Origin of the sequence: Thermotoga profunda AZM34c06, assembly GCF_000828675.1 — a bacterium.
Classification (GTDB): Bacteria; Thermotogota; Thermotogae; order Thermotogales; family DSM-5069; genus Pseudothermotoga_B; species Pseudothermotoga_B profunda.
On record NZ_AP014510.1, the window covers coordinates 372,281 to 396,535 of the forward strand.

The window sequence follows — 24,255 nt, forward strand, 5'->3', positions numbered from 1 at the left end:
TGTGGTATACGAAAGATATGCCAAAGCTATCGAGAAGGTTCTTGGTGGCATCGTTCAAAGAGAACATTATGATGTGGATATCAGTGAAATTTGGATCGAAACCTCTATCCCTCAAGACCTGATAATTGAGATCATCGAGAAAATTCCCTTACAACTGCCCGAAACACTTCATTCAATAACCTTGGGTGATAAAATCCTTTGGAAACGCAAAGACAGTTGATTGTTGATGGTGTACGAAGTTGCCATCTCAAAAATCCCGTTGAGAAAGACTTTTTTATACTCCTTTGGGGATAATCTCGAGTTGGGAGAACGTGTGCTTGTTGATTTCAATAACAGAGTCACCATCGGATATATTGTAGGATCGGTAGAATCTAAACCTGGTATTAAGACGATAACAGAAAGGATAGATGGTGCAAGTTTCTTATCTGTTCATGACGTTAAGATGATCAAGTGGGCTTCTGAACGTTTTTATTCTCCCATTGGACAGTTATTTGATCTGATGATACCGACATTTGTTGATGAGTATGCCGAAGTTTTCGTCGAACCGATATCTGATTTGATAGGTTTAGAAAGATTGAGGTTGAAAGATTTTCTCTCTGTTCATGGAGAAAAAGTCCTCGACAATTATTTAAAAAAAGGTTTTGTGAAATTACGAAAAGTCCCTGCGATGAAAACTCCAAAGCCAAGGTTGAGAGAACTTTTTGTAATTTTGAATTCATCACTTGGAGAATCACTTCGTATTGCGAAAACACCTGATGAGTATGATGTCATCAACTATCTTTTTTCAGGAGAAGGAGCCACAGTCGGTCAGGTGATCGAAGCGACTGGAGTGGGTATAGAAAAACTCAGGAGAATGGAAAAAAAGGGTTTGATAAGATTCACACAAACTCCTATTTTGCACAATCTTGTTTGGGAGAAAAACGATCTGTCTTTACCATCTGGACTTGAATGTAAAGAATGGTTAGTGGTTAAAGGATCGATCGAAAGAAGGTTCAAAGTAATCTCTGATGTTTTAAGAAAAACACTTGAAGAAGGTAAATCGGTACTTTACCTTATTCCTCTTTCATCACAGATACCGTATTTAACAGGGATGCTGCAAAAGTATCTTGGTGTAGAAATCTGTGTCTATCATGGCGGAATATCAAAGTCTCAAAAAGCTATGACGTGGTTCAATGCAATCAAAGGAGAGCCAAAGATCTTCGTTGGTACACGAATAGGCGTTTTTTTGCCGATAAAAAACTTGGGGCTTGTTGTTGTAGAGAGTAATGAAGACGAGAGTTATTATCAATTCGATGAACCGGTTTATGATGCCGTTGAAATGGCGAGAAGAAAGGCTCTAATGATGAATATACCGATCATCCTCTCTTCAACAACTGGTCGGATAGATGATTACCACCGTTTGGATAAATCCAGGATTTTCAACCTGCCAGATGACTCAAAGAATATCCTTGTTATTGATACAAGAAAGCAAACCAGTTTTCTTTCAGACAAGTTGCTCGAGCAGATGAGAGATACACTTGAAAATAACAGGGGAATTATTATAACCGTTAGAAGGAAAGGTTATGCACCTTTCGTCACTTGTGCGATTTGTGGATATACAGTCATATGTCCAAAATGTGATGTGGCGATGTCTTTTCACAAATCTGCGAATTTGTATAAATGTCATCAATGCGGTCATACCGAACCTGTTGATGATCTGTGTCCGAAATGTGGAACTCGCGCTTTATATCCAAAGGGATATGGAACAGAGAGAATAGAGAAGATTATCAGATACCATTTTCCATCAGCGAGAATAGTGAGAATCGATAGTGATGAAATGAGTTATTCAACGATGTTTAATCGATTTGTTGAGTTCGAACGAGGAGAGATAGATATTCTCATAGGCACAAGATTGGTTTTGCATGGTTTTAGACTTGAAAGAGTTGGATTGATAGCCTTTTTAGATCTTGATGGATTGTTGTTTCAGCCAGACTATAACTCCAGAGTGCATATTTTTCAACAGCTTTGCCAAGGGAGCGAAATGGTGAGAAATGGAAAAATGATCGTTCAGACTTCGGAGGTTGAGAATGAAGTTATAAAACATCTGTTTACTTTTGATACAGAAAAATTTTACTTCAAAGAGTTACAAAAAAGAAAGGACTTGGATTATCCTCCCTTTGGTGATTTAGTTCAGGTAGTTCTTGAAAGTGAGGATCCATCGATAGGATGGGAGATAGTGAGTTCTTGTGCAAACTCACTGAGTGATGAAAAGATCCTTGGACCTGTTGAACACCCTGTTTTCAAACTGAAGGGTAAGTACAGATTTCATTTTTTGGTCAAAACAGATGCTCTCATGAGAACTTTGCAGAAGTTGGATGAGGTATTCACAAAACTTGGAAAGAAAGGTTGGAGGGTTTTAGTGAATCCTCCACGTCTATGGTGAGGGGGCTGAGGATATGGTGAGCCTCATACTTGCGGCGGGAATGAGCAGTAGGATGAAATCAAAATACCCAAAAGTTACTCATCGTCTGTGCGGCAAGCCCATGATTCAGTGGGTCCTCGATGCTGTTTTTGGAGTGGCAGACAAAGTATGTGTAGTTGTTGGTCATCAAGCAGAGATGGTGAAACAAGTTCTTCCTGATAATGTAGATGTGGCGTATCAAGCAGAGCAGCTTGGTACAGCACACGCAGTTATGAGTGCAAAAAACTTTATAAACCCAACAGATGATGTGTTAATTCTATACGGTGATATGCCATTGATAAGGCAAGAAACACTACAGAAAATCATTAGAGCACACCATTCTGGTGATTATGACGTGACAATTGTATCAGTGGATATGGCTGATCCGACAGGTTATGGGAGGATTATCAAGGATGATGCCGGTGAATTTGTAAAGATAGTAGAGGAATTCGATGCTTCAGAAGAGGAAAAAAAGATTAGAGAAATAAATACAGGTGTTTATGTTTTCAAAGGTGAGAAATTGTTAGAAGTACTTCCAAAGGTAAAGCACGAAAACCGTAAGAATGAATATTATCTAACAGATGCGGTCGGTTTGCTTGAAAAAGTTAATGTGTACAAAGATAGTAATGCCGAGGATTTCTCTGGTGTAAACAATCGAATTCAGCTTGCGGAAGTTGAGAGAATACTAAGACGGCGCATACTTGAAAAACTCATGCTTGAAGGTGTAACAATTATTGATCCACTGTCTACATACATAGATGCTAATGTTAAGATTGGTAGGGACACTGTCATATATCCGATGAGTTTCTTGGAAGGTGAAACTTCAGTTGGTGAAGATTGCGTGATAGGTCCAATGACTCGTATCGTAAACTGTGTGATAGAAGATCGAGTTACCGTGACAAGATCGGAATGTGTAGGTGCTCACATTATGTGTGATGTTTCGGTTGGACCATTTAGTAGGTTGAGAGAAGGTACAGTCTTGTATCCAAAAGTCAAGATTGGGAATTTTGTGGAAGTGAAAAATTCAAAGATAGGGCCAAATACGAAGGCACAGCATTTAACGTATCTTGGAGATTCGCAAATAGGTGAAAATGTGAATGTAGGAGCTGGTACGATAACATGCAATTTCGATGGTAAGAAGAAAAATCAAACAGTAATAGAAGATCAGGTTTTCATTGGAAGTAACACGGCATTAGTTGCACCTGTGCGGATTAAGAAGGGAGCATTCGTTGCAGCAGGCTCAACGATAACTCAGGATGTACCAGAATGGAGTTTGGCAATAGCAAGAGCAAGACAGGAAAACAAACCAGATTGGGTTCTGAAGAAAAAACAAAAGGAGGAAGGCTGATGCCATTTCAGCGGAACGATCTGAAGTTTTTCTCAGGTAATTCAAACCCCGAGCTCGCCAAACGTGTTGCCGACTATCTGGGACTAAGACTTGGAGATTGTCAGGTTTCTCGCTTTTCAGACGGAGAGATCAATGTCAAGATAAATGAAACGGTTAGAGGACATGATGTTTTTGTTTTACAGTCTTTTTCACCACCGGTGAATGAAAATGTCATGGAACTTTTGATCATGATCGACGCATTCAAACGTGCATCGGCAAATAGTATAGCAGTTGTGATACCTTATTATGGTTATGCACGCCAAGATAGGAAAGCCAAAGGTAGAGACCCAATAACAGCTAAATTACTGGCAAATCTCATCACTGTTGCCGGCGCAACGAGAGTACTCACAGTTGATCTTCATGCAGAACAGATCCAGGGGTTTTTTGACATTCCGCTGGATAACCTGTACAGTTTTCCGGTTTTTAGCGAGGAAATATCGAAGATCTACAAGGAAGAGAAAGGTGATTTAGTTGTTGTCGCACCAGATGTAGGTGCTGTTCGTAGGGCAAGTAAGTTTGCAGAAAAACTTGGAGTCCCTTTGGCGATACTTGATAAACGAAGACCTGCTGATAATGTGGCTGAGGTTGTTCATGTCATAGGTGATGTTAAAGATAAAATAACGCTTATGTTTGACGATATAATTGATACAGGTGGAACACTCGTCCAAGGTGCAGAGATCTTGAAAAAATCTGGTGCAAGGCGTATACTTGCATGTGCAACTCATGGTGTTCTTTCGGGTAACGCTGTCGAAAGGATTCAAAAAAGTGGCATCGATAAAGTCTATATAACTGATACCGTGTATCACAAAGAGTTACCAGAGAAATTCTGTGTGTTCAGCATGGCTTCTTTGTTGGGAGAGGCAATCATAAGAATAAGAAAAAATCTTTCGGTGAGTATATTGTTCAGATGAGGAGGGACAAAAGGTTATGCAACTTACAGCAAATTTAAGGACCAAGCAAGGAAAAAGGGCTGTCAGAAGATTTAGAGCAAAAGGCAATATACCTGCTGTGATTTATGGACCAGAGACAAAACCGATAAGCATCACCTTGAACAAATTTGAGGTAGAAAAGATATTTCACAAGATTTCTGAAGCCCTGCCTTTGAAACTTGAGTTAAACACAGGCGATCGCGTTGAGACATTAGAAGTTTTCATCAAAAATGTACAGGTCGACAAGGTTACAGATGAGATAGTTCACATTGATTTTTACAAACCTGCCAAAGGTCACACAATGAAGATAAGTATTCCGGTCCGTGTTGTTGGTAAAGCCGAAGGAGTTGAAAAAGGCGGGATCATGGAAGTGTTACACAGCGAATTACCTGTTGAAACCTTGCCTTCAGCTGTGGTTGAGTACATAGAGATAGATGTGACAAAACTCGGACTTGGACAATCTATTCATGTAAAAGATCTGAAATTACCAGAAGGTATGAAGGCTTTGTTGAATCCACAGGAAGCAGTAGTAACGATTGTTGTACCTCGCGGTCTCGCTGCAGAGGAAGAGGTCAAACCAGCAGAAACAACAGCTGAACCAGAAGTCATAAAGAAAGGCAAGAAAGAAGAAGAGGAAGCTGAAGAAGAGAAGTGAAATTGGTTTTTGGCTTAGGCAATCCTGGTCCACGTTATGCTCTTAATAGGCATAACGTGGGCTTTATGTTTGTTGATAAGTACTGTCACTTGAAAAAATGTTTACAGTGGCAGAGAAATTCTTTATACAGCTTCAGCCTTTGTGACCAATTATCCCTAATAAAGCCACTGACTTATATGAATCTAAGCGGAAGGGCTGTGAAGCAAGCACTGAGTGATTTTGATTGCACGATCAATGATATAATTGTTGTATACGATGATGTAGATCTGGCGATTGGAAGAATTCGGATAAGACCCAGTGGAAGCTCAGGTGGCCATAAGGGGCTGCAATCTATAATTGACAATGTAAACACCACTGATTTCATCAGAGTGAGGATTGGTATAGGACCAAAACCCAAAAACGTTGATTTGGTAGATTTTGTTCTTCAAGACTTTGAAGATGAGCAGTTGATTGTATTAGACCGCGTTTTTGATGTTACAGTCAATGCGGTTGAGATGATTATAAATGAAGGTGTTGGTAAGGCAATGTCTGTTTTCAACTCCTATGAGGTGATTTTGTGAAATGTGATTTTTGTGGAAGTTCAGATGCGAAAACCTATAGGTTTATAGCTGATGGTATGGTGAAAGAAATAGCCTTTTGTGAACGATGCATGAGAAACCAGTTGAGTGAAGCTTTGAATTTGTCAAAGGAAGGTTTGAAATATCTCGCAGGGCATATCGAGCTTGTTCAAGATACCGATTTAGGTGAGATATCTTTGGACATTTCTTTGTCGCATGAGTTAGTTTTTTCTGTTGCTCCTGTGGCTATTATGAAAATCCTTTTTGGTAAGAGTGAGGTATCCCAGGAAGATTTGCAAGAGGTTGCAAGGCGTAGAATATATGTTTTACAGTACCGCTTGGAAAAAGCCTTAAAGCAAGAAGATTATAGAACTGCTAACAAGATCAAAAAACAGATAAACGAAATAAGAGAACATATCTTGGAGAAATAACTCATGTTGAAGTTATTGATTTTTATCGTAATTTCAATTCTGTGCTCGATCTTTCTCATACAAGTGTTCCGTGGGGAACTCATTTTATCAAGTGCTATATTAAAATTCGGAAGATTCGAACTTCGTTATTACTCTGTTTTAATTCTCTTCGGAATAGCCATTTCTTATTATCTTGCAAGAAAAAGTGCAAAAAGAGAGAATATCATTTTAGATCAACTTGATGAACTCATCTTTTATGCCGTGATCTTTGGAATATTAGGAGCAAGGCTTTTTTACGTCATCTTCAATTGGAGGTATTATCAAAGAAATCCCATTGAAATCTTGATGTTGTGGCATGGGGGATTGGCAATACAAGGAGCAGTTGTTTTTGCCATAGTTACTTTTGCTTTCTACACCAAATTGAAAAAAAAGATCAGCTTTAGTACATTTCAAATTCTTGATCTTGGTGCTGCATACCTTCCATTAGGTCAAGCGATAGGTAGATGGGGAAATCTTTTCAATTATGAAGCCTTTGGAGCACCAACAAATCTGCCATGGAAGATGTATGTGCCAGCTAAGTTTCGACCATTTGGTTATTCTCAATTTGAGTATTTTCATCCGACTTTTTTATATGAGTGTCTTTGGGATCTTTTTGTCTTTTTTATTTTGACTCAATTCATGAAGAAATATCGAAAGAATTTTGGTGAGGTTTTTTCGCTCTATTTGTGTCTTTATTCACTTGGCAGAATCTGCATTGAAAAACTGAGGCTTGACAGTCTTTATTTGGGTAATCTGCGAACGGCACAATTGTTCAGTGCTTTGATGATACTGATAGGTTTTGGTCTGTTTTTGTACAGACGGAGGGACTTGAGTTGATTTACGCAATAGGTGATATTCACGGTTGTGTAGAGTCACTGAACAATTTGATGGATAGATTACCCCTTCGTACAGGAGATAAATTGATATTTCTTGGTGATTATGTGGATCGTGGTCCAGATAGCAAAGCAGTTGTTGATAGACTGATGATTTTGAGTCAAACCTACGATTGTGTTTTTCTCAGAGGCAATCATGAGTGGATGATGTTGAATTATTTACTTGATGGTAAAGATTTTGAACTTTGGATGATGAACGGAGCAGGTGCGACAATTAGAAGTTATAAAGATGTGAGAAAGATACCCTTAGAGCATCTTGAGTTTTTCAAAAACACCGTTTATTATCACATCGAAGATGGGTATTTTTTTGTACATGCAGGTGTTAGGCCGCATATCCCTTTAGAAAGACAAGACACTTTTGATTTGTTGTGGATAAGAGAGGAGTTTATATACAGTGAAAATCCATTGAAAGGATATAAGGTGGTCTTTGGACATACACCTTTTAATGATGTGCTTGTCTTGCATGATAAGATAGGGATTGATACTGGTTGTGTATACGGTGGGAAATTAACGGCACTTAGGATTGACGATGGTAAGGTCTTCCAGACCAGCTGTGGTGGTGATTAAAATGAAGGCGGTATACCCTGGATCTTTTGATCCGATAACTTATGGGCATTTGGATATAATCAATCGAGCATTGAAAATCTTTGATGAGTTATGGGTAGTAATAATGGTAAATCCACGTAAGAAACCAATTTTTACAGCACAAGAGAGGATGGAAATGATATCACAGTTGGTTGGCGATAAGAAGAACGTTCATGTGGATTATCATGAGGGTCTCTTGGTAGATTATCTTAGAAAACAGGGTATAAAAGTTGTGATCAGAGGGTTGAGGGCTCTGACGGATTTTCAATATGAGCTTGAGATGGCTATAGCGAACAAACACCTTTGTCATGAACTCGAGACGGTTTTTCTCATGACGGATGAAAGATATTCCTTTTTGTCCTCAGGTCTTGTGAGAGAGGTTGCAGCGATGGGTGGAGATGTGAGTATGTGGGTTCCACCAAATGTAGTAGAAGCTTTAAAGAAAATGAAACTGAATGCTGTGATATAATATGGCTCGGCTAATTTTGCCCAAGACTAAAAGGAGGTTTTTGTATGGAGATAAGTGCAGAGATGGTAAAAAAACTCAGAGATATGACAGGTGCAGGAGTCATGGAATGTAAATCGGCTTTGAATGAAGCCCAAGGCGATTTTGAAAAAGCAATTGAAATACTCAGAAAACGTGGAGCTGCCGTCGCTCAGAAGAAAGCTGGAAGAGCAACTAAAGAAGGAGTAGTGACTTCTTATATTCATTTCAATGATAAGATAGGAGTTCTACTTGAACTTGGTTGTGAAACGGATTTTGTTGCAAGGATGCCAGAATTCAAAGAATTGGCATATAACCTTGCAAAACATGTTGCTGCGATGAATCCCACTTATGTAACAAGAGAAGACGTTCCCGCGGATGTCATTGAGAAGGAGAAAGAGATTTATTTGGCACAACTAAAGGATTCAAATAAACCACAAGCTGTTCTTGAGAAAATAGTACAGGGAAAGCTTGAGAAGTTCTATGAAGAGGTATGTCTCTATGATCAAAAATATATTTTTGATGATACAAAAACAGTGAAACAAATAATTGATGAACTCATAGGTAAGATAAGAGAGAACATCAGAGTTACCAGATTTGTGAGAATGCAGGTTGGAGCAGAATAAAAAAGGCGCCTTAAGGCGCCTTAAATTTTTTCCAGTGCTTGTTTTAGATCTTCAACCAAGTCCTCCAAATCCTCTATTCCCACAGAAATTCTCACTCCACCTTTTGAAATTTGAGCTCTTTTGAGTTCTTCATCACTCAGTGAGGCATGTGAGGTCAAAGATGGGATTGTAACTAAGGACTCTACGCCTGCAAGTGAAGTTGCTTGTTTGAATATTTTTAGGTTTTCGACAAAGTGTAAGGCTCTTTCTTGTGTTGAAAGATCGCAATAGACAACTGCTCCAAAACCTGGGCAATTTTCATAACACTTGGGAATTCGTGTATAAAATGTTGGGTATCTGACATTGGTCACTTTTTCATGGTTTGACAAAAACTGCGCAATTTGTTCTGCGTTGTGATTGTGTTTTTCCATTCTCAATGCGAGAGTCTTAACAGATCTTCCCACTAAATATGCTTCAAAAGGATTGGGATTGAGCCCCAACGTATACATCTTCTGCCAAATCATATCGATGAGATCTTCTCTTTTGCTTGTCACAAATCCTAAGATTACGTCTGAATGACCGTTGATATACTTTGTGACACTGTGTATCTCCAAATCTGCACCGAATTCAAGTGGTCTGAAATTATACGGTGATAAAAAAGTATTATCTACAAAGAGTAGAGCACCATTTTCATGCGCGATTTTTGATAAGTATTCTACATCTGTGAGTTTCAAAAGTGGGTTCGTCAAGGATTCAACATAGATGACTTTTGCATCATTGATTGAGAGAGTTGATATATCATCCACTGAGAAAAAATCACACTTAATACCCAATGCAGGTAAAATTTTTTGAATTAAGCTGTGTGTGCCACCATAGAGCTCGGTTAGAAAGATTGCCTTGTCTTTTTCTGAAAGAACCGATAAAAGTGAACAAGTAATCGCTCCCATACCAGATGAGAATAGAATACCTTCCTTTGCTCCGCACAAATTTGCCAATTTTTGTTCCACAGCCCTTACTGTTGGATTTGACATTCTCGAATAGATATAATTGTCACGGTAATTTACTCTGTACTTAGATGGGCTCATTAGAAAATTGGCGGTTTGATAGATAGGAGTGGTAACTGAATCGAGCTGATGGAGTTCCCCTATATGGATCGATCTTGTGGAAAATCCCTTCAAAATATCACTTCCTTTCCATGTAGGGCTTCAGTGAGACTACAGTGTATATAAGATTGATTGTAGAAATATCGATCTAAGTAACGCTCTAAAAAGATAACCGGTAGTGTATCTTCAGGTGTTCGTGGAATAAGTGAATGTTCATCTACTAATGAAGGTAAAGTTGAAGCAAGTTGATTGAAAGTCTCGAAAATGTCGTATTTTGTCTGTTCAAATCTATCTTCTTCGATGACTGTTTCCATGCGCACAAGACCCTTCAGACCAGGAATATTAACCAACTTGATATATGACATTATTCTCAAAAGAGAATCACTGCCAACCAGTTTCGTAACAATGCACTTAGATCTCTGTGCTTTTTTCATAGAGCCATATGTTTTGAAGACTTCCAGACTCACGAAGGCTTTTTGCACGTTTTTTACTAATCCAACAGGACCACGTGCCACACCGAAAGAAGGCGTTGTAAAATCAATGCTTCCATCTTTTATCGTTAAGAAATCACCGACATATTTACATACCTCATTTCGTTCAATTTGTTGCATATAGGAATCCAATGCGGATTTGGCATCGTTACCAATGGCAACATCACAGAGTAATTTGCCTATTCTTACACTTTTTTCACCCAGTTCAAGTATCTCTGATAATGCTCTTGGCATTGCAAGAACCAACTTTGATTCTGGACCCTTATCTGGTGAAAAAAGCACTGTACACTTCCCATTCTTGAAAATAACAGCACCTGTAACGATCTGACTCAGCAAAACAACATATCCAAGGATATTTATTGATTCAAATGTTCTTCTTCTGCTGTCTATAAATACTATTGTTTCACAAGGTGATTCACTTTTCACAACATCTTCTTCGAGAATCGATGCCGATTCAGCATAATCGATATCTGACGGTAACATGGTGCCTTCATTTTTAACGATTTCGATTCTTGGATTTAGCCCCTCGATCAATGTCGAAAGATCTATCATAAGAACATCTCCTTGTACAATTCTCCTTCGATGGTATAGATAGATATTCTCAGATTCTGTGAAAATTCAAGCAAAGCACATGTCGGTGGGTAATTCATCTTTGGAAGGGAAGGACTGCCTGGATTGAGGACGATTTTTGATTTTACTGTTTCAAGTCTTGGGATATGAAAATGCCCGTAAACCAGTATATCAGCACTGTATTTGTCAAGTAATTGCGTAATTTCATCGTCATTTTGAATATTCTCACCATGCAACAGAACCATTTTGAATCCTCTAAAGGTTAAAGACATTATCTTGGGCATATCTTCGTTCTCAAGAACTAAAAGATCGACGTCTGCATCGCAGTTTCCCCTTACGTACGATATATTTGTCTTTGCCTTTAAGATACTGGCAAGTTCGGCTGGGTTATAACCATTGGGTAGAGGATTTCTCGGACCGTGATAAAGAATATCTCCGAGATGAAAGATTTCGTCAATCGATTGAAATGATTTTTCAATCTTATTCCAACTTGCGAGTGAACCATGTGTGTCTGAAACAATCAATACTTTGGACAAATCTTTCACCTTCTTTTGAAGTAAAAAATCCCTACAACTGTTGTCAAAGAAACGATTATCGTTGAAACCACAACCATGGTGATCAATTCGTTTGTTCCAACCAAGCCATATATTTGGGTTTTTCTCAAAGTGTAATTCACCAAAAATAGCGGGAAATACTTTGCAATTGTCTGGACCGATTGGGGCATTGAACTTATCGGTACTATCATTCCACTCAAAAAGAAGGAGACGACGACCACGCTCAAACCAAAAAGGCTTGCTGTTTGTGTGCTCCCAGCTGAGTAAGAGAGAAGAACACCAACACAGGCGTGAAAAAAGGAATTCAAAAAGATCAGTAAAATAAGTAATCCAACGGGAAGATGAACCTTCAGAAAAATAAATAAGACAAAAGCAATGAAAGATTCTATGATACCCAATATGGTATAAGAAAAAATCTTCGATATGGTGTATGACATGTGATTCAAATTGCTTGAAAGGTATATATCTGTTAAGCCGTTTTCCTTTTCGTTAACTATCGATCCACAAGATAACGCAAGTACCACAAAGGCTGCCGATAAAAAAATAGCAATGGGGGTAAGCAGGGATTTGAAGCTGAGTAACTCTTCTTTCTCGCTCATTATCAATTTCGGTGCAGGATAACCAGGAGAAGCAAATAAATATCTGATCACTTGTGGGTCGAAGAATGGGCTACCTTGAAGATCTTCGAACATGGATCTAAAAAGTTGATACATGATCGATGATACCTGGAGATCTATTGGACTTGGTATGAAAGTCATAGTTGTTTGTCTTGCAGCATACAGATCCTTTGAAAAATCTCTTGGTATCACCACAATTGCGTTGTATTCACCATTCAACAGTCTCTTTTCGTAATCAGGTCCAGCATATGATATGGTACCTCCCCTGAAAAGAGACATGACTATACCCACTGTGAATCTTGAGAGTGGGTCAGTGTCTTGGTTGACTATGCCAATTCGAGCATGAAACAAACTGTAACTGTTGAACAAGATAGTAGTTAATAGTATCACAAGTAGTGGCACGGTAATAATTGTGAAAAGAGACAGGCGATTCTTAAAGATGCGCTTTAAATCAGTTAAAATTAATCTTGAAATTTGCATCATCTACTCTGTCCACCTCGTTTCTCAAAAATCCCAATGATTTGCTTGTGAATTTCCTCGACAGTTTTTTCTCCATCTATTATTACTATCCTGTCAGAAAATTTTCTTGCCAGATATAGATATGCGTCTCTGACCGTTTTGAGAAATTCATATCCTTCAGATTCAATTCTATCAAAGACTTTCTTCCTTTTCATTGAAGTTTCTACCGTGATATCTATATAAAACGTCAAGTCTGGCTTCAAACCACTTGTTGCAAAATCATTCAATTTTTCGACTTCTTCTAATCCTATATTCCTTCCTGCACCCTGGTAAGCAACACTCGAGTCTATGAATCGATCTGCCACAACTATTTTGTTTTCGATCAGAGCAGGTGATATTACTTGCGATACCAATTGAGCCCTACTTGCCAAAAACAGCAGAAGTTCTGCTCTTGGAGAGATCGGCATATCACGATTTTCTAAAAGTAATTTCCTTATTGCCTCACCGATTTCTGTGTCCCCAGGTTCTCTAACGTAAATAAAAGGGATATTTTTTTCTTTAAGATATTCCAAAAAGAGTCTTGCTTGTGTGCCCTTGCCACTACCATCGATCCCCTCAAACGATACGAACATTATTTCCCTCCTTTTTCAATCGAGAATTTCAAAGGTCTGAAAATCTTCCTCGCTGACCTCCTTGTATTCTACATTTGTGACTATTGCCGAGATTGGACCTCTACTCACTTGGTTTATAAATTCTCTTAATACATTTTCACTTGCTTGTGCGTGAATTTCCACAGAGCCATCGTCAGCATTTCTCACATAACCATTTACACCCATTTTCTTTGCAATTTTGTAAGCGAAATACCTAAATCCAACACCTTGTACACGACCGTAGATTTTTATGAAAAATGCCGACATAAGTTAACCACCTCGATGATATAATTTCTGCAAAACATAATACATCGAAAAATGCAAAATGTATAGGAGGTGGAACCTTGAATTTTCAAGAAGGGCTTACTTTTGATGATGTTCTTTTAATACCCCAATATAGTGAAATACTGCCGTCTCAGACTGATGTGAAAACGAGGTTGGTAAAGGATATCTGGTTGAATATACCACTTGTCAGTGCCGCTATGGACACAGTCACAGAAGCGGAACTCGCAAAAGCACTCGCCCGAGAAGGTGGAGTTGGAGTTATCCACAAGAATATGTCCATTGAAGAACAAGCTCATCAAGTCTCGATTGTAAAAAGAACTGAAAACGGAGTCATCTATGATCCAGTGACTATTAATTCTGATGATACTATAGAGAAGGCCTTAGAACTCATGTCAACTTATCGCATAGGTGGTTTACCAGTTGTTGATGAAGACAGACATCTACTTGGTTTGATAACTAATAGAGATATCAGATTTGAGAAGGATTATACCAAACCCGTTAAAGAATTGATGACACCGATGTCAAAACTCATAGTTGCGGAACCATCAATCAGTCTTGATGAAGCTAAGCAAATCCTGCATGCGCATAAAATCGAAAAATTACCCTTAGTTGATTCGCAAAAGAGATTAGTTGGTTTGATAACCATTAAAGACATTATGAGTGTCATCGAACATCCTTTTGCAGCTCGCGACTCGAAGGGAAGGTTAATCGTTGGTGCGGCGGTTGGTACTGGTGAAGATACACTGAAAAGGGTACAGGCATTGAGAGATGCCCAAGTAGATTTTATCGTAGTTGATACGGCACATGGCCATTCTAAGAAGGTCTTGGAGACAGTCAGAAAAATAAAGGCAGATTTTCCAGATCTTCCTATCATAGCTGGAAATGTTGCAACAGAGGATGGTGCAATAGCTTTGATCAAAGCAGGAGCTGATTCTGTGAAAGTTGGAATAGGACCGGGCTCGATCTGCACTACACGGGTTGTTGCAGGTATAGGTGTTCCACAGTTGACGGCAGTCATGAGATGTGCAGCGGTCTGTAGAAATTACGGAGTGACCTCCATTGCAGATGGCGGTATAAGATATTCTGGAGATATCGTCAAAGCACTTGCAGCTGGTGCTGATTCAGTGATGATAGGTAGTATCTTCGCAGGGACGGAGGAAGCGCCAGGTGATGCGATTTTGTACCAGGGAAGGAAATATAAGGCATACAGAGGAATGGGCAGTGAGGCTGCTATGAAAAAGGGCAGTGCAGACAGATATTTTCAAAATGAAAACTTCAAATTTGTTCCTGAAGGGGTTGAAGGGATGGTACCTTACAAAGGTGCCGTAAAAGATGTAGTCCATCAACTTGTTGGAGGTTTGAGAGCGGGGATGGGTTATATCGGTGCGAGAAATTTGCAGGAATTAAGAGATAAAGCAGTGTTCATGAGAGTAACTCAAGCAGGTGTTCGTGAAAGTCATCCACATGACATAATCATCACAAGAGAGCCATCGAATTACTGGTCGCCTTCTAACCAATGAAAAAGGGCGCATGGCGCCCTTATTCTCTTTTTACTAATTGAGTTAGATCGCCTATTTCCATGAACAATTTATCGATATTCTTGAGAAAACCAAGTCTGTTTTTTCTTATATCTTCTCGGTCAGACATAACAAAAACTTCGTTGAAATAATTATCTATGTGTGGCTTTAACGAGATTAACGAACTCACTGCCTTTTCGTAATCAAGTTCCTTCAGGCTCTCTGAGACAATAGATTTTGCATGAATGAATTGATTCAACAGAGATCTCTCAGCCTCTTTTTCAAACAAAGCACCGTCGAAATTCGTGTCAGTGTAATTCTTTGTAATGTTATGAACTCTCTCAAATCCGATACACAATTTATTGAAGTCTTCGGTATCCATCATTTTCGACACTGCTTTAGCCGAGAGAAATCCTCTGAGTGGTCTTTTCCATAAGTGGACAACGGCTCTGGCTACATCATATGTAAATCCTTCGTTGATTAAAAATGCGTAATACCTTCCACTCATGAAATCCTCGATCGTTTGATTACTACATTTCATGTTTAAAAGCTTCAGTGCTGTATACAGTAAATCTTCGAGATCTATATCCCACCTTTGGAGTACAATTGCGCGCAAAATCGTATCCAACTTATTTCTCAAACCAAAAGGATCTTTCGAGCCACTTGGTATATTACCAACTGCAAGATTTCCAACGATTGTGTCGATTCTGTCAGAAATACCTATGATGGCACCAATCTTTGTTTGTAATTGCTCTGCGTATTGTTCTTCTATCGCGTAGGCAACCTCGCTGTCTTCTCCATTCAAGGTAGCGTAGATTCTTCCCATAACTCCTTGCAGTTCTGGAAATTCATATACAACGTGAGAAGCAATATCGGCCTTCGACAGTATAGCCGCTCTCCGAACCTTCTCAAGTAAAGTTTTCAGACCAAGTTTCTCAACGATATACACTGAAATTTCTTCAATTCGTTTGACCTTGTCAAATAGTGTGCCAAGTTCTTTTTGAAAGACCATCTCTTGTAACTTCTTGTTGAAATCCTCGAGTTTATATCTTTTGTCTATCTCGAGATAATAATGAGCATCTTCGAGACGTGCATTAACGACATTTTGATATCCTTGAATGATTTTGGAAAAATCCCCTTCTGGTCTGTCTACGAAAGCAATGAAAGAGGTTGTCATTTTGCCATTTTTTGATGTTGTGAATGCACTCAGGTGATGTTTTATGGTAACGGTTATGAGTTCGGGTGGCAAATTCAGATAATCTTGCTTAAAATCACTGACTATTGCAATTGGCCATTCTGTTATCTTTGAAATCTTGTCGATCATCTTTTCTTCTTTCTCACATTTGAATTCATTTTGTTTCTCAAGTTCATCGAGTTGTCTTCTTATCTTTTCTCTTCTTTCTTCCTCATCAACGATTACAAAATGTTCTCTGAGGATATCTATATAGTTCTCAGGCTTCTCAATTTCTATTTTCTTTCCAATATATGGATGTGAATGAGTCTTATTCGATGATTTTATTCCAAACAACTCGAGTGGAAGAACACGACCGTTGTATATACATAAAATCCATTTCACAGGCCTTATGAACTCATATTCTCCATTTGCCCATTTCATTGGTTTAGTGAACTTAAGTGATAAAACTATATTTTTGAAAATTTCTGGTAAAACTTCTTCTGATTTTCTTCCTTCGATCTTCTTTTTCAGATAGATATAACCTTCCTGAACGAAGATATCATTTTCAGACGCTTGATTAGCCGATAAGAAACCCATCAGGGCTCTTGTGGGTTCACCATTAGAGAAGGCTACTTGCTGAGATGGCCCTTTTTTCACAACAATCATGTCTTGCTGTTTTTCAGAGAGATTTTGTATTAATATACAGATTCTGCGATTTGTCACAAAACAAAATAATTTCTCATAATCGATTTTTGATTCACGTAGAGAATTCTCCGATAACTCTTTGATCTGTTGTTTTATCTGATCGATTTCACTTGCTGGCAATTCTTCGACACCTATTTCAAATAGTGCACTTTTTGTCATTTTGATTGACCTCCCAAAAAGGCTTCCGCACAGCGTTTAGCCATAGACCTGATAGATCTTATATACTGTTGTCTCTGAGCGACACTTATGGCATTTCTTGCATCGAGTAAATTGAAGGTGTGAGAACATTTTATCATATAGTCATATGCCACAAGATAATTACCATTGTTGATCTGGTTCTCAAATTCAGAAGAATAGATATCGTATAACTGGAAAAGACTTTGTGCATTTGAAAGCTCAAAATTGTATTTGGAAAATTGTCTTTCGTTTTCCAGGTAGATCTGACCATATGAGATCTTCTCGTTCCACATCACATCGAAGATATTATTCTTTCCTTGGAGATACATAGCTATTCTCTCAACACCATAGGTTATCTCGAGTGGAATAGATTTCAGAGGAATGCCGCCGATTTGTTGGAAATAAGTAAACTGCGTTATTTCCATACCATCAAGCCAAACTTCCCAACCGACACCCCACGCTCCAAGAGTCGGTGATTCCCAGTTATCTTCTATGAATCTGACATCGTGTTCATTCAGATTTATGTTTAAGGCGCGTAAAGAATCCAGGTACAAATTTTGGGAATCCTCTGGTGATGGTTTTATGATGACTTGATACTGAAAATATCTTTGAAGACGATTTGGATTTTCACCGTACCTACCGTCTGCTGGTCTGCGGCTTGGTTGAACGAATGCAACTTTCCATTCTCCTTCTCTCAGTGATCCAAAAAAAGTGGCAGGATGAAAAGTACCAGCGCCAACTTCCATATCGTATGGTTGATCTATCATACATCCTACAGCTGCCCAGTAATTGTTGAGTCTCTCTATTACCTCTTGCAAGTACATCAAAACACCTCCGTTTCATGCTCATTATACGACTTTGTATAACACCTTTCAAGAGTTTGTACCTTTGGTTTAATTGATTAATTTTGCTATACTCAAGTTGTGAATATCTATTAAAGGGGGAAATATCTATGATCCTAAGAGTGAATCTTTCGACAAAAAGTGTCACAAAACAAGAGATCGACGAAAAAATTCTGGATGACTTTATAGGCGCAAGAGGTCTCGCAAGTAAAATTATCTGGGATGAGGTAAAAAATGTTGATCCACTATCCAGTGAAAACAAACTCGTAGTGGCTGCAGGTCCATTCAATGGATTGAGAACACCAAGTGGAGGGAAACTCGTCATAGCATCCAAAAGTCCATTAACAGGTGGATATGGTGATGGAAATATAGGAACAATGGCGTCTGTTCACGTGAGAAAAGCTGGTTACATGGCAATTGTTATAGAAGGGGTATCCGACAAGCCTGTTTATCTTTATGTTGAAGATGATCACGTGAGTATATTGAGCGCAGAAGGTATTTGGGGACTGAGTACTTTTGAAACTGAAAGAAAATTAAAACAAGTTCATGGAGATCACATTGGAGTTCTGAGTATAGGTCCTGCTGGTGAGAATTTGGTGAAATTCGCCGTGGTCATATCTCAGGAGGGGCGTTCTGGCGGAAGACCTGGTATGGGTGCGGTTATGGGAAGTAAGAAACTTAAAGCCATTGTTGTAAAGGGAACAAAAGATGTTGAGGTAAAAGATAAAAAGGCTTTTGAAGAATACACAAAAGAAGTCTATAAAATCATTCCCAAGTTACCTGCCTATGATTTTTGGATGAGACAGGGAACACTCGCCACACTCGAATGGGCTAACAAGAATCGTGCACTTCCCACGAGGAATTTCTCCCAAGTGAAATTCGAATATGCTCGATCGGTTGATGGATATTCCATGGAAGCCATGAAAGTCAGTAAGCGAGGATGTCCCAATTGCAATATGATATGTGGAAATGTCGTTCTTGACATGGAAGGCAAGGAAAGTGAACTCGATTACGAAAATGTTGGTATGCTCGGTCCAAACACTGGTATGCCTTCACTGAATCGGGTAGCAGTCTTGAACAGATTGGCCGATGAATTTGGTATGGATACTATTTCACTCGGCGTGGTGCTGAGCTTTGCGATGGAAGCACATGAAAAGGGAATAATAAAAGATGCACCAGGTTTTGGAGAATACGAAAAAGCCGTTGAATTGACGAAAAAAATTGCTTATCGCGATGGCGAGCTTGCCAATTTACTCGCTGAAGGTGTCAAAGTAGCTGCGGAAAAGATGAATCTTGAAGATATTGCAATGCATGTTAAAGGCCTTGAGGTTTCCGCTTACAATTGTTATATATACCCAGCTATGGCTCTTGCTTACGGAACAAGTGCTATCGGTGCACACCATAAAGAAGCCTGGATCATCGCCTGGGAAATAGGTTCTTCACCTCTGGAGGAAGGTGCTGCATCTAAGTACGTAATGACTTATTCACCGGAAAAAGCCTCTAAGGTAATCGAGCAACAACGTATAAGAGGTGGCATGTTTGAGATTTTAACTGCATGCCGCTTGCCGTGGGTAGAACTTGGATTGGATCTTGAGTGGTATGCAAAGATCTTGAGTGCAATAACTGGAAAAGACTGGACTTTGCAAAAGATCTTTGAAGCTGCAGACAGGGTTTATTCTCTGATAAGATGCTATTGGGTGAGAGAATTCAAAGGAAATTGGAACAGGTATATGGATTATCCTCCAAAGAGATGGTTTGACCAAGAAATAGATGGAATGAAGCTTGAAAGAGATAAATACGATCAACTGCTCAGTGAGTATTACAAATTGAGAGGTTGGGATGAAAGAGGTATACCTACGGTTGAAACACTGAAAAAACAAAGACTTGACTTTGTTCTCGATGACCTAAGAGGTATTCTCAGTTAAATTTTTCCAACACGATACAAACGCTTAATCTTATTTAGAGACAAATGTTGTATCTTCAAATATGCAGTTCCTTGACAAGCAAAGTATCAGAGAATATAATTGACAAGGATGTGGTGCCAGCGTAGCTCAACCGGCAGAGCGGCTGATTTGTAATCAGCAGGTTGGGGGTTCGAGTCCCTTCGCTGGCTCCAAAATGGGTGGTGAGGTGCCCGAGCGGCCAAAGGGGGCGGACTGTAAATCCGCTGGCGGAACGCCTTCGGAGGTTCAAATCCTCCCCTCACCACCATTTCTTACGAATAAGAGGTGTGAGAAAATGAGAAATAAGATATCCCTTAAGTGTTCAGTCTGTGGTACAAAGAACTACTATACAGACAAGAGTAAGAACGACAAGGACAAGTTGAGTCTGAAAAAATACTGTCCAAAGTGTGACAAGCACACAGTTCATAATGAGGCTAAGTGAGACGCAGGGCCGTAGCTCAATTGGGTAGAGCACCGGTCTCCAAAATCGGGGGTTGCGGGTTCGACTCCTGCCGGCCCTGCCAATTTTTTGTATCCTGGAGGGATACGAATGGAGAAGATTAAAAAGTTTTTCAAAGAAATCCTCAGTGAGGCAAAAAAGACTCATTGGCCCAATAGAAATGAGCTTTTGACCTCCACTTCCGTAGTTGTTTTGATACTCTTAGTAATGGGAGTTTATTTCTTTCTACTTGATATGTTTTTCTCAGGGAGTATCAGAGCGTTACTGAAGGCCTTGGGCATAGGGTGATAAATGTGAAGAAAAAATGGTTCATCCTTAGAACCATGGCAGGTTTTGAACAAACAGCGAAAGAAAACTTGGAGGCGAAGATAAAATCAACGGGGTCGAGTCGTTTCTTTGGCAGAATACTGGTTCCAGAGGAAACGATCTTGGATGCAACTGCAAAATCAGTAAAACGCTACGTTGTGTCTTTGAATGCAAAGATAACTGTGAAAAGTGGTACCGATGTCGAAAAAGGTGATTTGCTCGCTGAAGAACCGGCGATTCATGTCCGACACAGTGGCACTATAACTAATATCAGAAACTATAGAAAAGTTGTCGTTGAAACGATAGACAGAAAGTATTCCAAGACCTATTTTCTACCAGAGGGATCAAAACTCGAAACTGGTATAAAAATAGGTGCTCGAATAAAGCAAGGTATGCCTCTAACGAAGGATTTTGAATACTTATGTGAATTGGACGGGAAGATAGTCGAAAATGAAAGAGTTAAGCGTGTAGAAATTCAGAGAGAAGATGGAGAAATAGATGTGTACCATATTCCTCTTGAAGTTTTTGACTCGCAAAGGGTCAGTAAGGGTAAAAAAGTAAAGAATGGAGAACTTCTCGCAGAAGGCAGGAAGATTCAATCTGATACAAATGGTCGTGTTGAAATAGTCGATCTGGGAACAAGAAAAGAGATCAGAATAGCCAAAACTCATAAGAGAAGATTGTTCCCCGGTTACATCTTTGTTGAAATGATGATGAACGATGAAACATGGCAATTTGCGAGAACCGTTCCAAATATAATAGATTTCGTATCGTCCGGTGGACAACCTTTAGAACTTAAAGCGAAAGAAGCCCGTGCTATCTTGAGACTTGCAGGATTAGAAACATATGAAGAAAAGGTAAGACCTGTCAAAGTTGAGTTTGGTTTCCGTGTTGGTGATGTTGTAAAAATAACATCAGGACCATTTGAGGACTTTGCCGGGGTAGTTAAGGAAATAGACCCAGAGAAACAAGAATTACGTGTTGCGGTTACTATATTTGGAAGAGAAACTCCTGTGACCGTTAAGACATCGGAGGTTGAAAAGATTCAATGAGTGGGAGGGAATATTCCCAGACCACCAAAGGAGGGAAACTGAATGGCGAAGAAGGTTGTTGCAGAAGTCAAGTTGCAGCTTCCTGCTGGTAAGGCAACTCCTGCTCCTCCTGTAGGACCTGCTCTGGGTCAGCGAGGAGTAAACATAATGGAGTTCTGCAAGAGATTCAATGCCGAAACCGCTGACAAAGCTGGTATGGTTTTGCCAGTTATTATAACAGTTTACGAAGACAGATCCTTCAGCTTTATCGTCAAAACACCACCAGCGTCGTTTTTGTTGAAAAAGGCAGCAGGTCTTGAAAAAGGCTCTGGAGAAGCAAAACGAAAAAGTGTAGGAAAGGTTACCAGAAAGCAAGTAGAGGAAATCGCAAAGATAAAGATGCCTGATCTAACAGCTAATGATCTTGAAGCGGCAATTAAGATAGTTGAAGGTACAGCCAGAAGTATGGGAATAGAAGTTGTAGACTGACTTAAGAAAGGAGGAGGCGTATGCCGAAGCACTCCAAAAGATATGAGGAAATAAGGAAGAAGATCGATAGAGCACGATTTTATAAGATTGACGAGGCTCTTGATTTGGTGAAACAAACTGCTACAGCGAAATTCGATGAAACTATAGAATTACACATGTCAACTAACATAGACACAAAGAGACCTGAACAGCAAGTTCGTAGTACTGTCGTTCTTCCACATGGAACAGGTAAAACTGTTAGGGTATTAGTTTTCGCAAAAGGCGATAAGGCAGAGGAAGCAAAAAAAGCAGGAGCGGATTTCGTCGGTGGCGATGAGTTGGTTGAAAAGATAACTAATGAGAATTTCACCGATTTTGATATTGCAATAGCGACACCGGATATGATGAAATCAATAGGTAAACTTGGAAAAATTCTCGGTCCCCGTGGTTTGATGCCATCCCCAAAATCAGGTACGGTGACTGATGATGTTGAGTCAGCAGTCAGAGAGTTCAAGATGGGTAGAGTAGAAGTTCGAAGTGATAAGACAGGTTGTTTGCATGTTCCAATTGGAAAGCGGTCTTTCGATGTTTCAAAATTGAAGGAAAATTTGATTTCCGCTTATAAACAGATAATGGCATTGAGACCAGCAGGGGTCAAAGGACAGTTCATAAAAAAGGTTGTTGTAACTTCTACGATGGGAGTTGGAATAAAGGTCGATCAGGCAGATCTTGAATCGGCACAGTAAAGATAAAGTGAATAGCCGAAGAAAGTAGGTTTTCAGAAGAGGTACTCCCCGCCTACCGAGGCAAGATTGTGGATTACGCTTTTTGGCGTGGGGTCTCTTCTTGATTAAGAGACCTTTTTTATTGTGAAAGGAGGTGCGAAGTTGATAACAAAAGAGCAAAAGCAACAGATATTGGAAAGACTCAAAGAGGAATTCAGTGATTCTTCACTGATATTGTTTGTGAACTACACAGGTTTCAACGTGGCAACGATGAGAGAAATTAGGCGCAGAATTTATTCTAAATACCAAAGAGCTGCTCATTTCACTGTAGCCAAAAACACCTTGATCGGCAAAGCCTTGTCGGAGGTTGGTTACAATTCGAGTGAGTTCGAAAAAGTTTTGTCTGGTCCAACAGCAGTTTTATATGTTCGCTCTGGAGATCCAGTTGATGCGATAAAAATCATCAACTCATTTGCCAAGGAAAGAAAATTAGAAGGTATTTTCAAAGGAGTTTACCTTGAAAGAAAATGGTTTGATGGCGATCAAGTTAACAATCTGGCGAATCTCCCAACAAAACAAGAGCTCTACGCGATGGTACTTGGAAGATTGCAAGCACCTATTACTAACTTGGTCTACGTGCTGAACGGAACTATTAGGAAACTTTTGTATGTTTTGAGTGCCGTACAAGAAAAGAAATCACAATGACGGAGGTGTGGTAAAATGAATGTGGAACAAATTGTTGAGGCGATTGAAAAGTTAACAGTTGCTGAACTTGCTCAACTTGTTAAGGCTCTTGAAGAAAAATTTGGTGTTACAGCGGCTGCTCCCGTTGCTGTCGCTGCTGTTGCTGCCCCAGCTGCTGCTGGTGCACCACAAGCTCAAGCTGAAGAAAAGACAGAATTTGATGTCATATTGAAGAGTTTCGGCGCAAACAAAATAGGAGTTATCAAGGTAATAAGAGAAATAACTGGACTCGGTTTGAAAGAAGCGAAAGATTTAGTTGAAAAAGCAGGAAGCCCAGATGCAATCGTTAAGAGTGGCGTGCCAAAGAATGAAGCAGAAGATATGAAAAAGAAACTTGAAGAGGCTGGAGCAGAGGTTACTTTGAAGTAATGTGAATAGCTTTTCTTGATGGAAAAAAATATGTATCAAACCTATACCAGCTATGCTGGTATAGGTTGTTTTGTGTTAACA

General features: G+C 39.4%; 28 protein-coding genes, 3 tRNA genes and 1 other annotated feature. Of the genes, 23 read left to right on the plus strand and 8 right to left on the minus strand.

What is annotated here, in order from left to right; genetic code table 11:
• Nucleotide 1: 1 nt before the first annotated feature.
• The 11 genes from TSP02S_RS01755 to tsf are packed head-to-tail and all read left to right on the plus strand — an operon-like array spanning nucleotide 2 to nucleotide 9,005.
• A complete protein-coding gene (locus TSP02S_RS01755; protein ID WP_041081429.1) occupies nucleotides 2-220 on the plus strand; it encodes a hypothetical protein in 219 nt (72 codons plus the stop codon).
• A gap of 39 nt (nucleotides 221-259) precedes the next feature.
• Nucleotides 260-2,422, plus strand: coding sequence for a replication restart helicase PriA (gene priA, locus TSP02S_RS01760; RefSeq protein ID WP_232503742.1), 2,163 nt, complete (start codon nucleotides 260-262; stop codon nucleotides 2,420-2,422).
• Nucleotides 2,423-2,435: 13 nt separating this feature from the next.
• Nucleotides 2,436-3,788: a bifunctional UDP-N-acetylglucosamine diphosphorylase/glucosamine-1-phosphate N-acetyltransferase GlmU gene (glmU, locus tag TSP02S_RS01765; protein ID WP_041081431.1), complete on the plus strand. Its 1,353-nt coding sequence runs from the start codon at nucleotides 2,436-2,438 to the stop codon at nucleotides 3,786-3,788.
• Nucleotides 3,788-4,738 (plus strand): ribose-phosphate pyrophosphokinase, encoded by a 951-nt coding sequence (locus TSP02S_RS01770; RefSeq protein ID WP_041081432.1) that lies wholly within the window; start codon nucleotides 3,788-3,790, stop codon nucleotides 4,736-4,738. The genes glmU and TSP02S_RS01770 overlap by 1 nt, the downstream gene beginning before the upstream one ends.
• Nucleotides 4,739-4,754: 16 nt before the next feature.
• Nucleotides 4,755-5,411, plus strand: coding sequence for a 50S ribosomal protein L25 (locus TSP02S_RS01775; protein ID WP_041081434.1), 657 nt, complete (start codon nucleotides 4,755-4,757; stop codon nucleotides 5,409-5,411).
• Nucleotides 5,408-5,971, plus strand: coding sequence for an aminoacyl-tRNA hydrolase (gene pth, locus TSP02S_RS01780; RefSeq protein WP_052465268.1), 564 nt, complete (start codon nucleotides 5,408-5,410; stop codon nucleotides 5,969-5,971). The genes TSP02S_RS01775 and pth overlap by 4 nt, the downstream gene beginning before the upstream one ends.
• Nucleotides 5,968-6,399, plus strand: coding sequence for a hypothetical protein (locus TSP02S_RS01785; protein ID WP_041081438.1), 432 nt, complete (start codon nucleotides 5,968-5,970; stop codon nucleotides 6,397-6,399). Before pth ends, TSP02S_RS01785 begins: the two co-directional genes overlap by 4 nt.
• Nucleotides 6,400-6,402: 3 nt before the next feature.
• Complete coding sequence (lgt, locus tag TSP02S_RS01790; protein ID WP_041081440.1) at nucleotides 6,403-7,254, plus strand: prolipoprotein diacylglyceryl transferase; 852 nt, start codon at nucleotides 6,403-6,405, stop codon at nucleotides 7,252-7,254.
• A complete protein-coding gene (locus tag TSP02S_RS01795; protein WP_041081442.1) occupies nucleotides 7,251-7,877 on the plus strand; it encodes a metallophosphoesterase family protein in 627 nt (208 codons plus the stop codon). The genes lgt and TSP02S_RS01795 overlap by 4 nt, the downstream gene beginning before the upstream one ends.
• A gap of 1 nt (nucleotide 7,878) precedes the next feature.
• On the plus strand, nucleotides 7,879-8,364 hold the full coding sequence (coaD, locus tag TSP02S_RS01800) for a pantetheine-phosphate adenylyltransferase (protein WP_041081444.1): 486 nt from the start codon (nucleotides 7,879-7,881) through the stop codon (nucleotides 8,362-8,364).
• A 44-nt stretch (nucleotides 8,365-8,408) separates the two neighbouring features.
• A complete protein-coding gene (gene tsf, locus TSP02S_RS01805) occupies nucleotides 8,409-9,005 on the plus strand; it encodes a translation elongation factor Ts (RefSeq protein ID WP_041081446.1) in 597 nt (198 codons plus the stop codon).
• Between the two features lie 20 nt (nucleotides 9,006-9,025).
• Here the strand turns inward: tsf and TSP02S_RS01810 are convergent, their stop codons facing one another.
• Genes TSP02S_RS01810 through TSP02S_RS01835 form a run of 6 tightly spaced genes read right to left on the minus strand, consistent with a single transcriptional unit; the run spans nucleotide 9,026 to nucleotide 13,695 of the window.
• Complete coding sequence (locus TSP02S_RS01810; protein WP_041081448.1) at nucleotides 9,026-10,162, minus strand: trans-sulfuration enzyme family protein; 1,137 nt, start codon at nucleotides 10,160-10,162, stop codon at nucleotides 9,026-9,028.
• Complete coding sequence (locus TSP02S_RS01815; RefSeq protein ID WP_041081450.1) at nucleotides 10,159-11,130, minus strand: hypothetical protein; 972 nt, start codon at nucleotides 11,128-11,130, stop codon at nucleotides 10,159-10,161. The genes TSP02S_RS01810 and TSP02S_RS01815 overlap by 4 nt, the downstream gene beginning before the upstream one ends.
• Nucleotides 11,127-11,684 (minus strand): phosphodiesterase, encoded by a 558-nt coding sequence (gene yfcE, locus TSP02S_RS01820; RefSeq protein WP_041081452.1) that lies wholly within the window; start codon nucleotides 11,682-11,684, stop codon nucleotides 11,127-11,129. Before yfcE ends, TSP02S_RS01815 begins: the two co-directional genes overlap by 4 nt.
• 5 nt (nucleotides 11,685-11,689) lie before the next feature.
• Nucleotides 11,690-12,799 carry an ABC transporter permease gene (locus TSP02S_RS01825; protein ID WP_171816301.1) on the minus strand — a complete coding sequence of 370 codons (1,110 nt, stop codon included), beginning with the start codon at nucleotides 12,797-12,799 and terminating at the stop codon, nucleotides 11,690-11,692.
• On the minus strand, nucleotides 12,799-13,410 hold the full coding sequence (gene tmk / locus TSP02S_RS01830; RefSeq protein WP_041081455.1) for a dTMP kinase: 612 nt from the start codon (nucleotides 13,408-13,410) through the stop codon (nucleotides 12,799-12,801). The genes TSP02S_RS01825 and tmk overlap by 1 nt, the downstream gene beginning before the upstream one ends.
• A gap of 15 nt (nucleotides 13,411-13,425) precedes the next feature.
• Complete coding sequence (locus TSP02S_RS01835; RefSeq protein WP_041081456.1) at nucleotides 13,426-13,695, minus strand: acylphosphatase; 270 nt, start codon at nucleotides 13,693-13,695, stop codon at nucleotides 13,426-13,428.
• Nucleotides 13,696-13,772: 77 nt separating this feature from the next.
• Here TSP02S_RS01835 and guaB point away from each other — a divergent pair, with 77 nt between their 5' ends.
• Entirely contained in the window at nucleotides 13,773-15,233 is a 1,461-nt protein-coding gene (guaB, locus tag TSP02S_RS01840; RefSeq protein ID WP_041081458.1) for an IMP dehydrogenase, read from the plus strand.
• A 19-nt stretch (nucleotides 15,234-15,252) separates the two neighbouring features.
• Here guaB and glyS read toward each other — a convergent pair whose 3' ends face one another.
• On the minus strand, nucleotides 15,253-17,268 hold the full coding sequence (gene glyS / locus TSP02S_RS01845; protein ID WP_041081459.1) for a glycine--tRNA ligase subunit beta: 2,016 nt from the start codon (nucleotides 17,266-17,268) through the stop codon (nucleotides 15,253-15,255).
• On the minus strand, nucleotides 17,265-18,110 hold the full coding sequence (locus tag TSP02S_RS01850) for a glycine--tRNA ligase subunit alpha (protein ID WP_041081460.1): 846 nt from the start codon (nucleotides 18,108-18,110) through the stop codon (nucleotides 17,265-17,267). The genes glyS and TSP02S_RS01850 overlap by 4 nt, the downstream gene beginning before the upstream one ends.
• Before the next feature lie 128 nt (nucleotides 18,111-18,238).
• Between TSP02S_RS01850 and TSP02S_RS01855 the strand changes: the two genes are divergently transcribed.
• The 11 genes from TSP02S_RS01855 (at nucleotide 18,239) to rplL (ending at nucleotide 24,174) form a co-directional block, all read left to right on the plus strand.
• Nucleotides 18,239-20,053: an aldehyde ferredoxin oxidoreductase family protein gene (locus TSP02S_RS01855; RefSeq protein ID WP_041081461.1), complete on the plus strand. Its 1,815-nt coding sequence runs from the start codon at nucleotides 18,239-18,241 to the stop codon at nucleotides 20,051-20,053.
• 115 nt (nucleotides 20,054-20,168) lie between these two features.
• Nucleotides 20,169-20,244 (plus strand) — tRNA-Thr (locus TSP02S_RS01860).
• 8 nt (nucleotides 20,245-20,252) lie between these two features.
• Nucleotides 20,253-20,339 (plus strand) — tRNA-Tyr (locus TSP02S_RS01865).
• 27 nt (nucleotides 20,340-20,366) lie between these two features.
• Nucleotides 20,367-20,513: a 50S ribosomal protein L33 gene (gene rpmG / locus TSP02S_RS10895; protein WP_082025864.1), complete on the plus strand. Its 147-nt coding sequence runs from the start codon at nucleotides 20,367-20,369 to the stop codon at nucleotides 20,511-20,513.
• 5 nt (nucleotides 20,514-20,518) lie between these two features.
• Nucleotides 20,519-20,595 (plus strand) — tRNA-Trp (locus tag TSP02S_RS01870).
• Nucleotides 20,596-20,621: 26 nt separating this feature from the next.
• The gene (gene secE / locus TSP02S_RS01875; protein ID WP_041081462.1) at nucleotides 20,622-20,819 is read left to right on the plus strand and encodes a preprotein translocase subunit SecE; all 198 of its coding nucleotides are present in this window, start codon (nucleotides 20,622-20,624) and stop codon (nucleotides 20,817-20,819) included.
• A gap of 5 nt (nucleotides 20,820-20,824) precedes the next feature.
• Nucleotides 20,825-21,889: a transcription termination/antitermination protein NusG gene (gene nusG / locus TSP02S_RS01880; protein ID WP_041084018.1), complete on the plus strand. Its 1,065-nt coding sequence runs from the start codon at nucleotides 20,825-20,827 to the stop codon at nucleotides 21,887-21,889.
• A gap of 42 nt (nucleotides 21,890-21,931) precedes the next feature.
• Nucleotides 21,932-22,357, plus strand: coding sequence for a 50S ribosomal protein L11 (gene rplK / locus TSP02S_RS01885; protein WP_041081464.1), 426 nt, complete (start codon nucleotides 21,932-21,934; stop codon nucleotides 22,355-22,357).
• Between the two features lie 20 nt (nucleotides 22,358-22,377).
• Nucleotides 22,378-23,082, plus strand: a complete 705-nt coding sequence (gene rplA, locus TSP02S_RS01890) for a 50S ribosomal protein L1 (protein ID WP_041081465.1) — start codon at nucleotides 22,378-22,380, stop codon at nucleotides 23,080-23,082.
• Nucleotides 23,080-23,211 (plus strand) — a sequence feature (ribosomal protein L10 leader region). Its footprint overlaps the gene before it by 3 nt.
• A 12-nt stretch (nucleotides 23,212-23,223) precedes the next feature.
• Nucleotides 23,224-23,766, plus strand: coding sequence for a 50S ribosomal protein L10 (gene rplJ / locus TSP02S_RS01895; protein WP_041081467.1), 543 nt, complete (start codon nucleotides 23,224-23,226; stop codon nucleotides 23,764-23,766).
• A gap of 15 nt (nucleotides 23,767-23,781) precedes the next feature.
• Nucleotides 23,782-24,174, plus strand: a complete 393-nt coding sequence (gene rplL / locus TSP02S_RS01900; protein ID WP_041081469.1) for a 50S ribosomal protein L7/L12 — start codon at nucleotides 23,782-23,784, stop codon at nucleotides 24,172-24,174.
• Nucleotides 24,175-24,255: the final 81 nt, after the last annotated feature.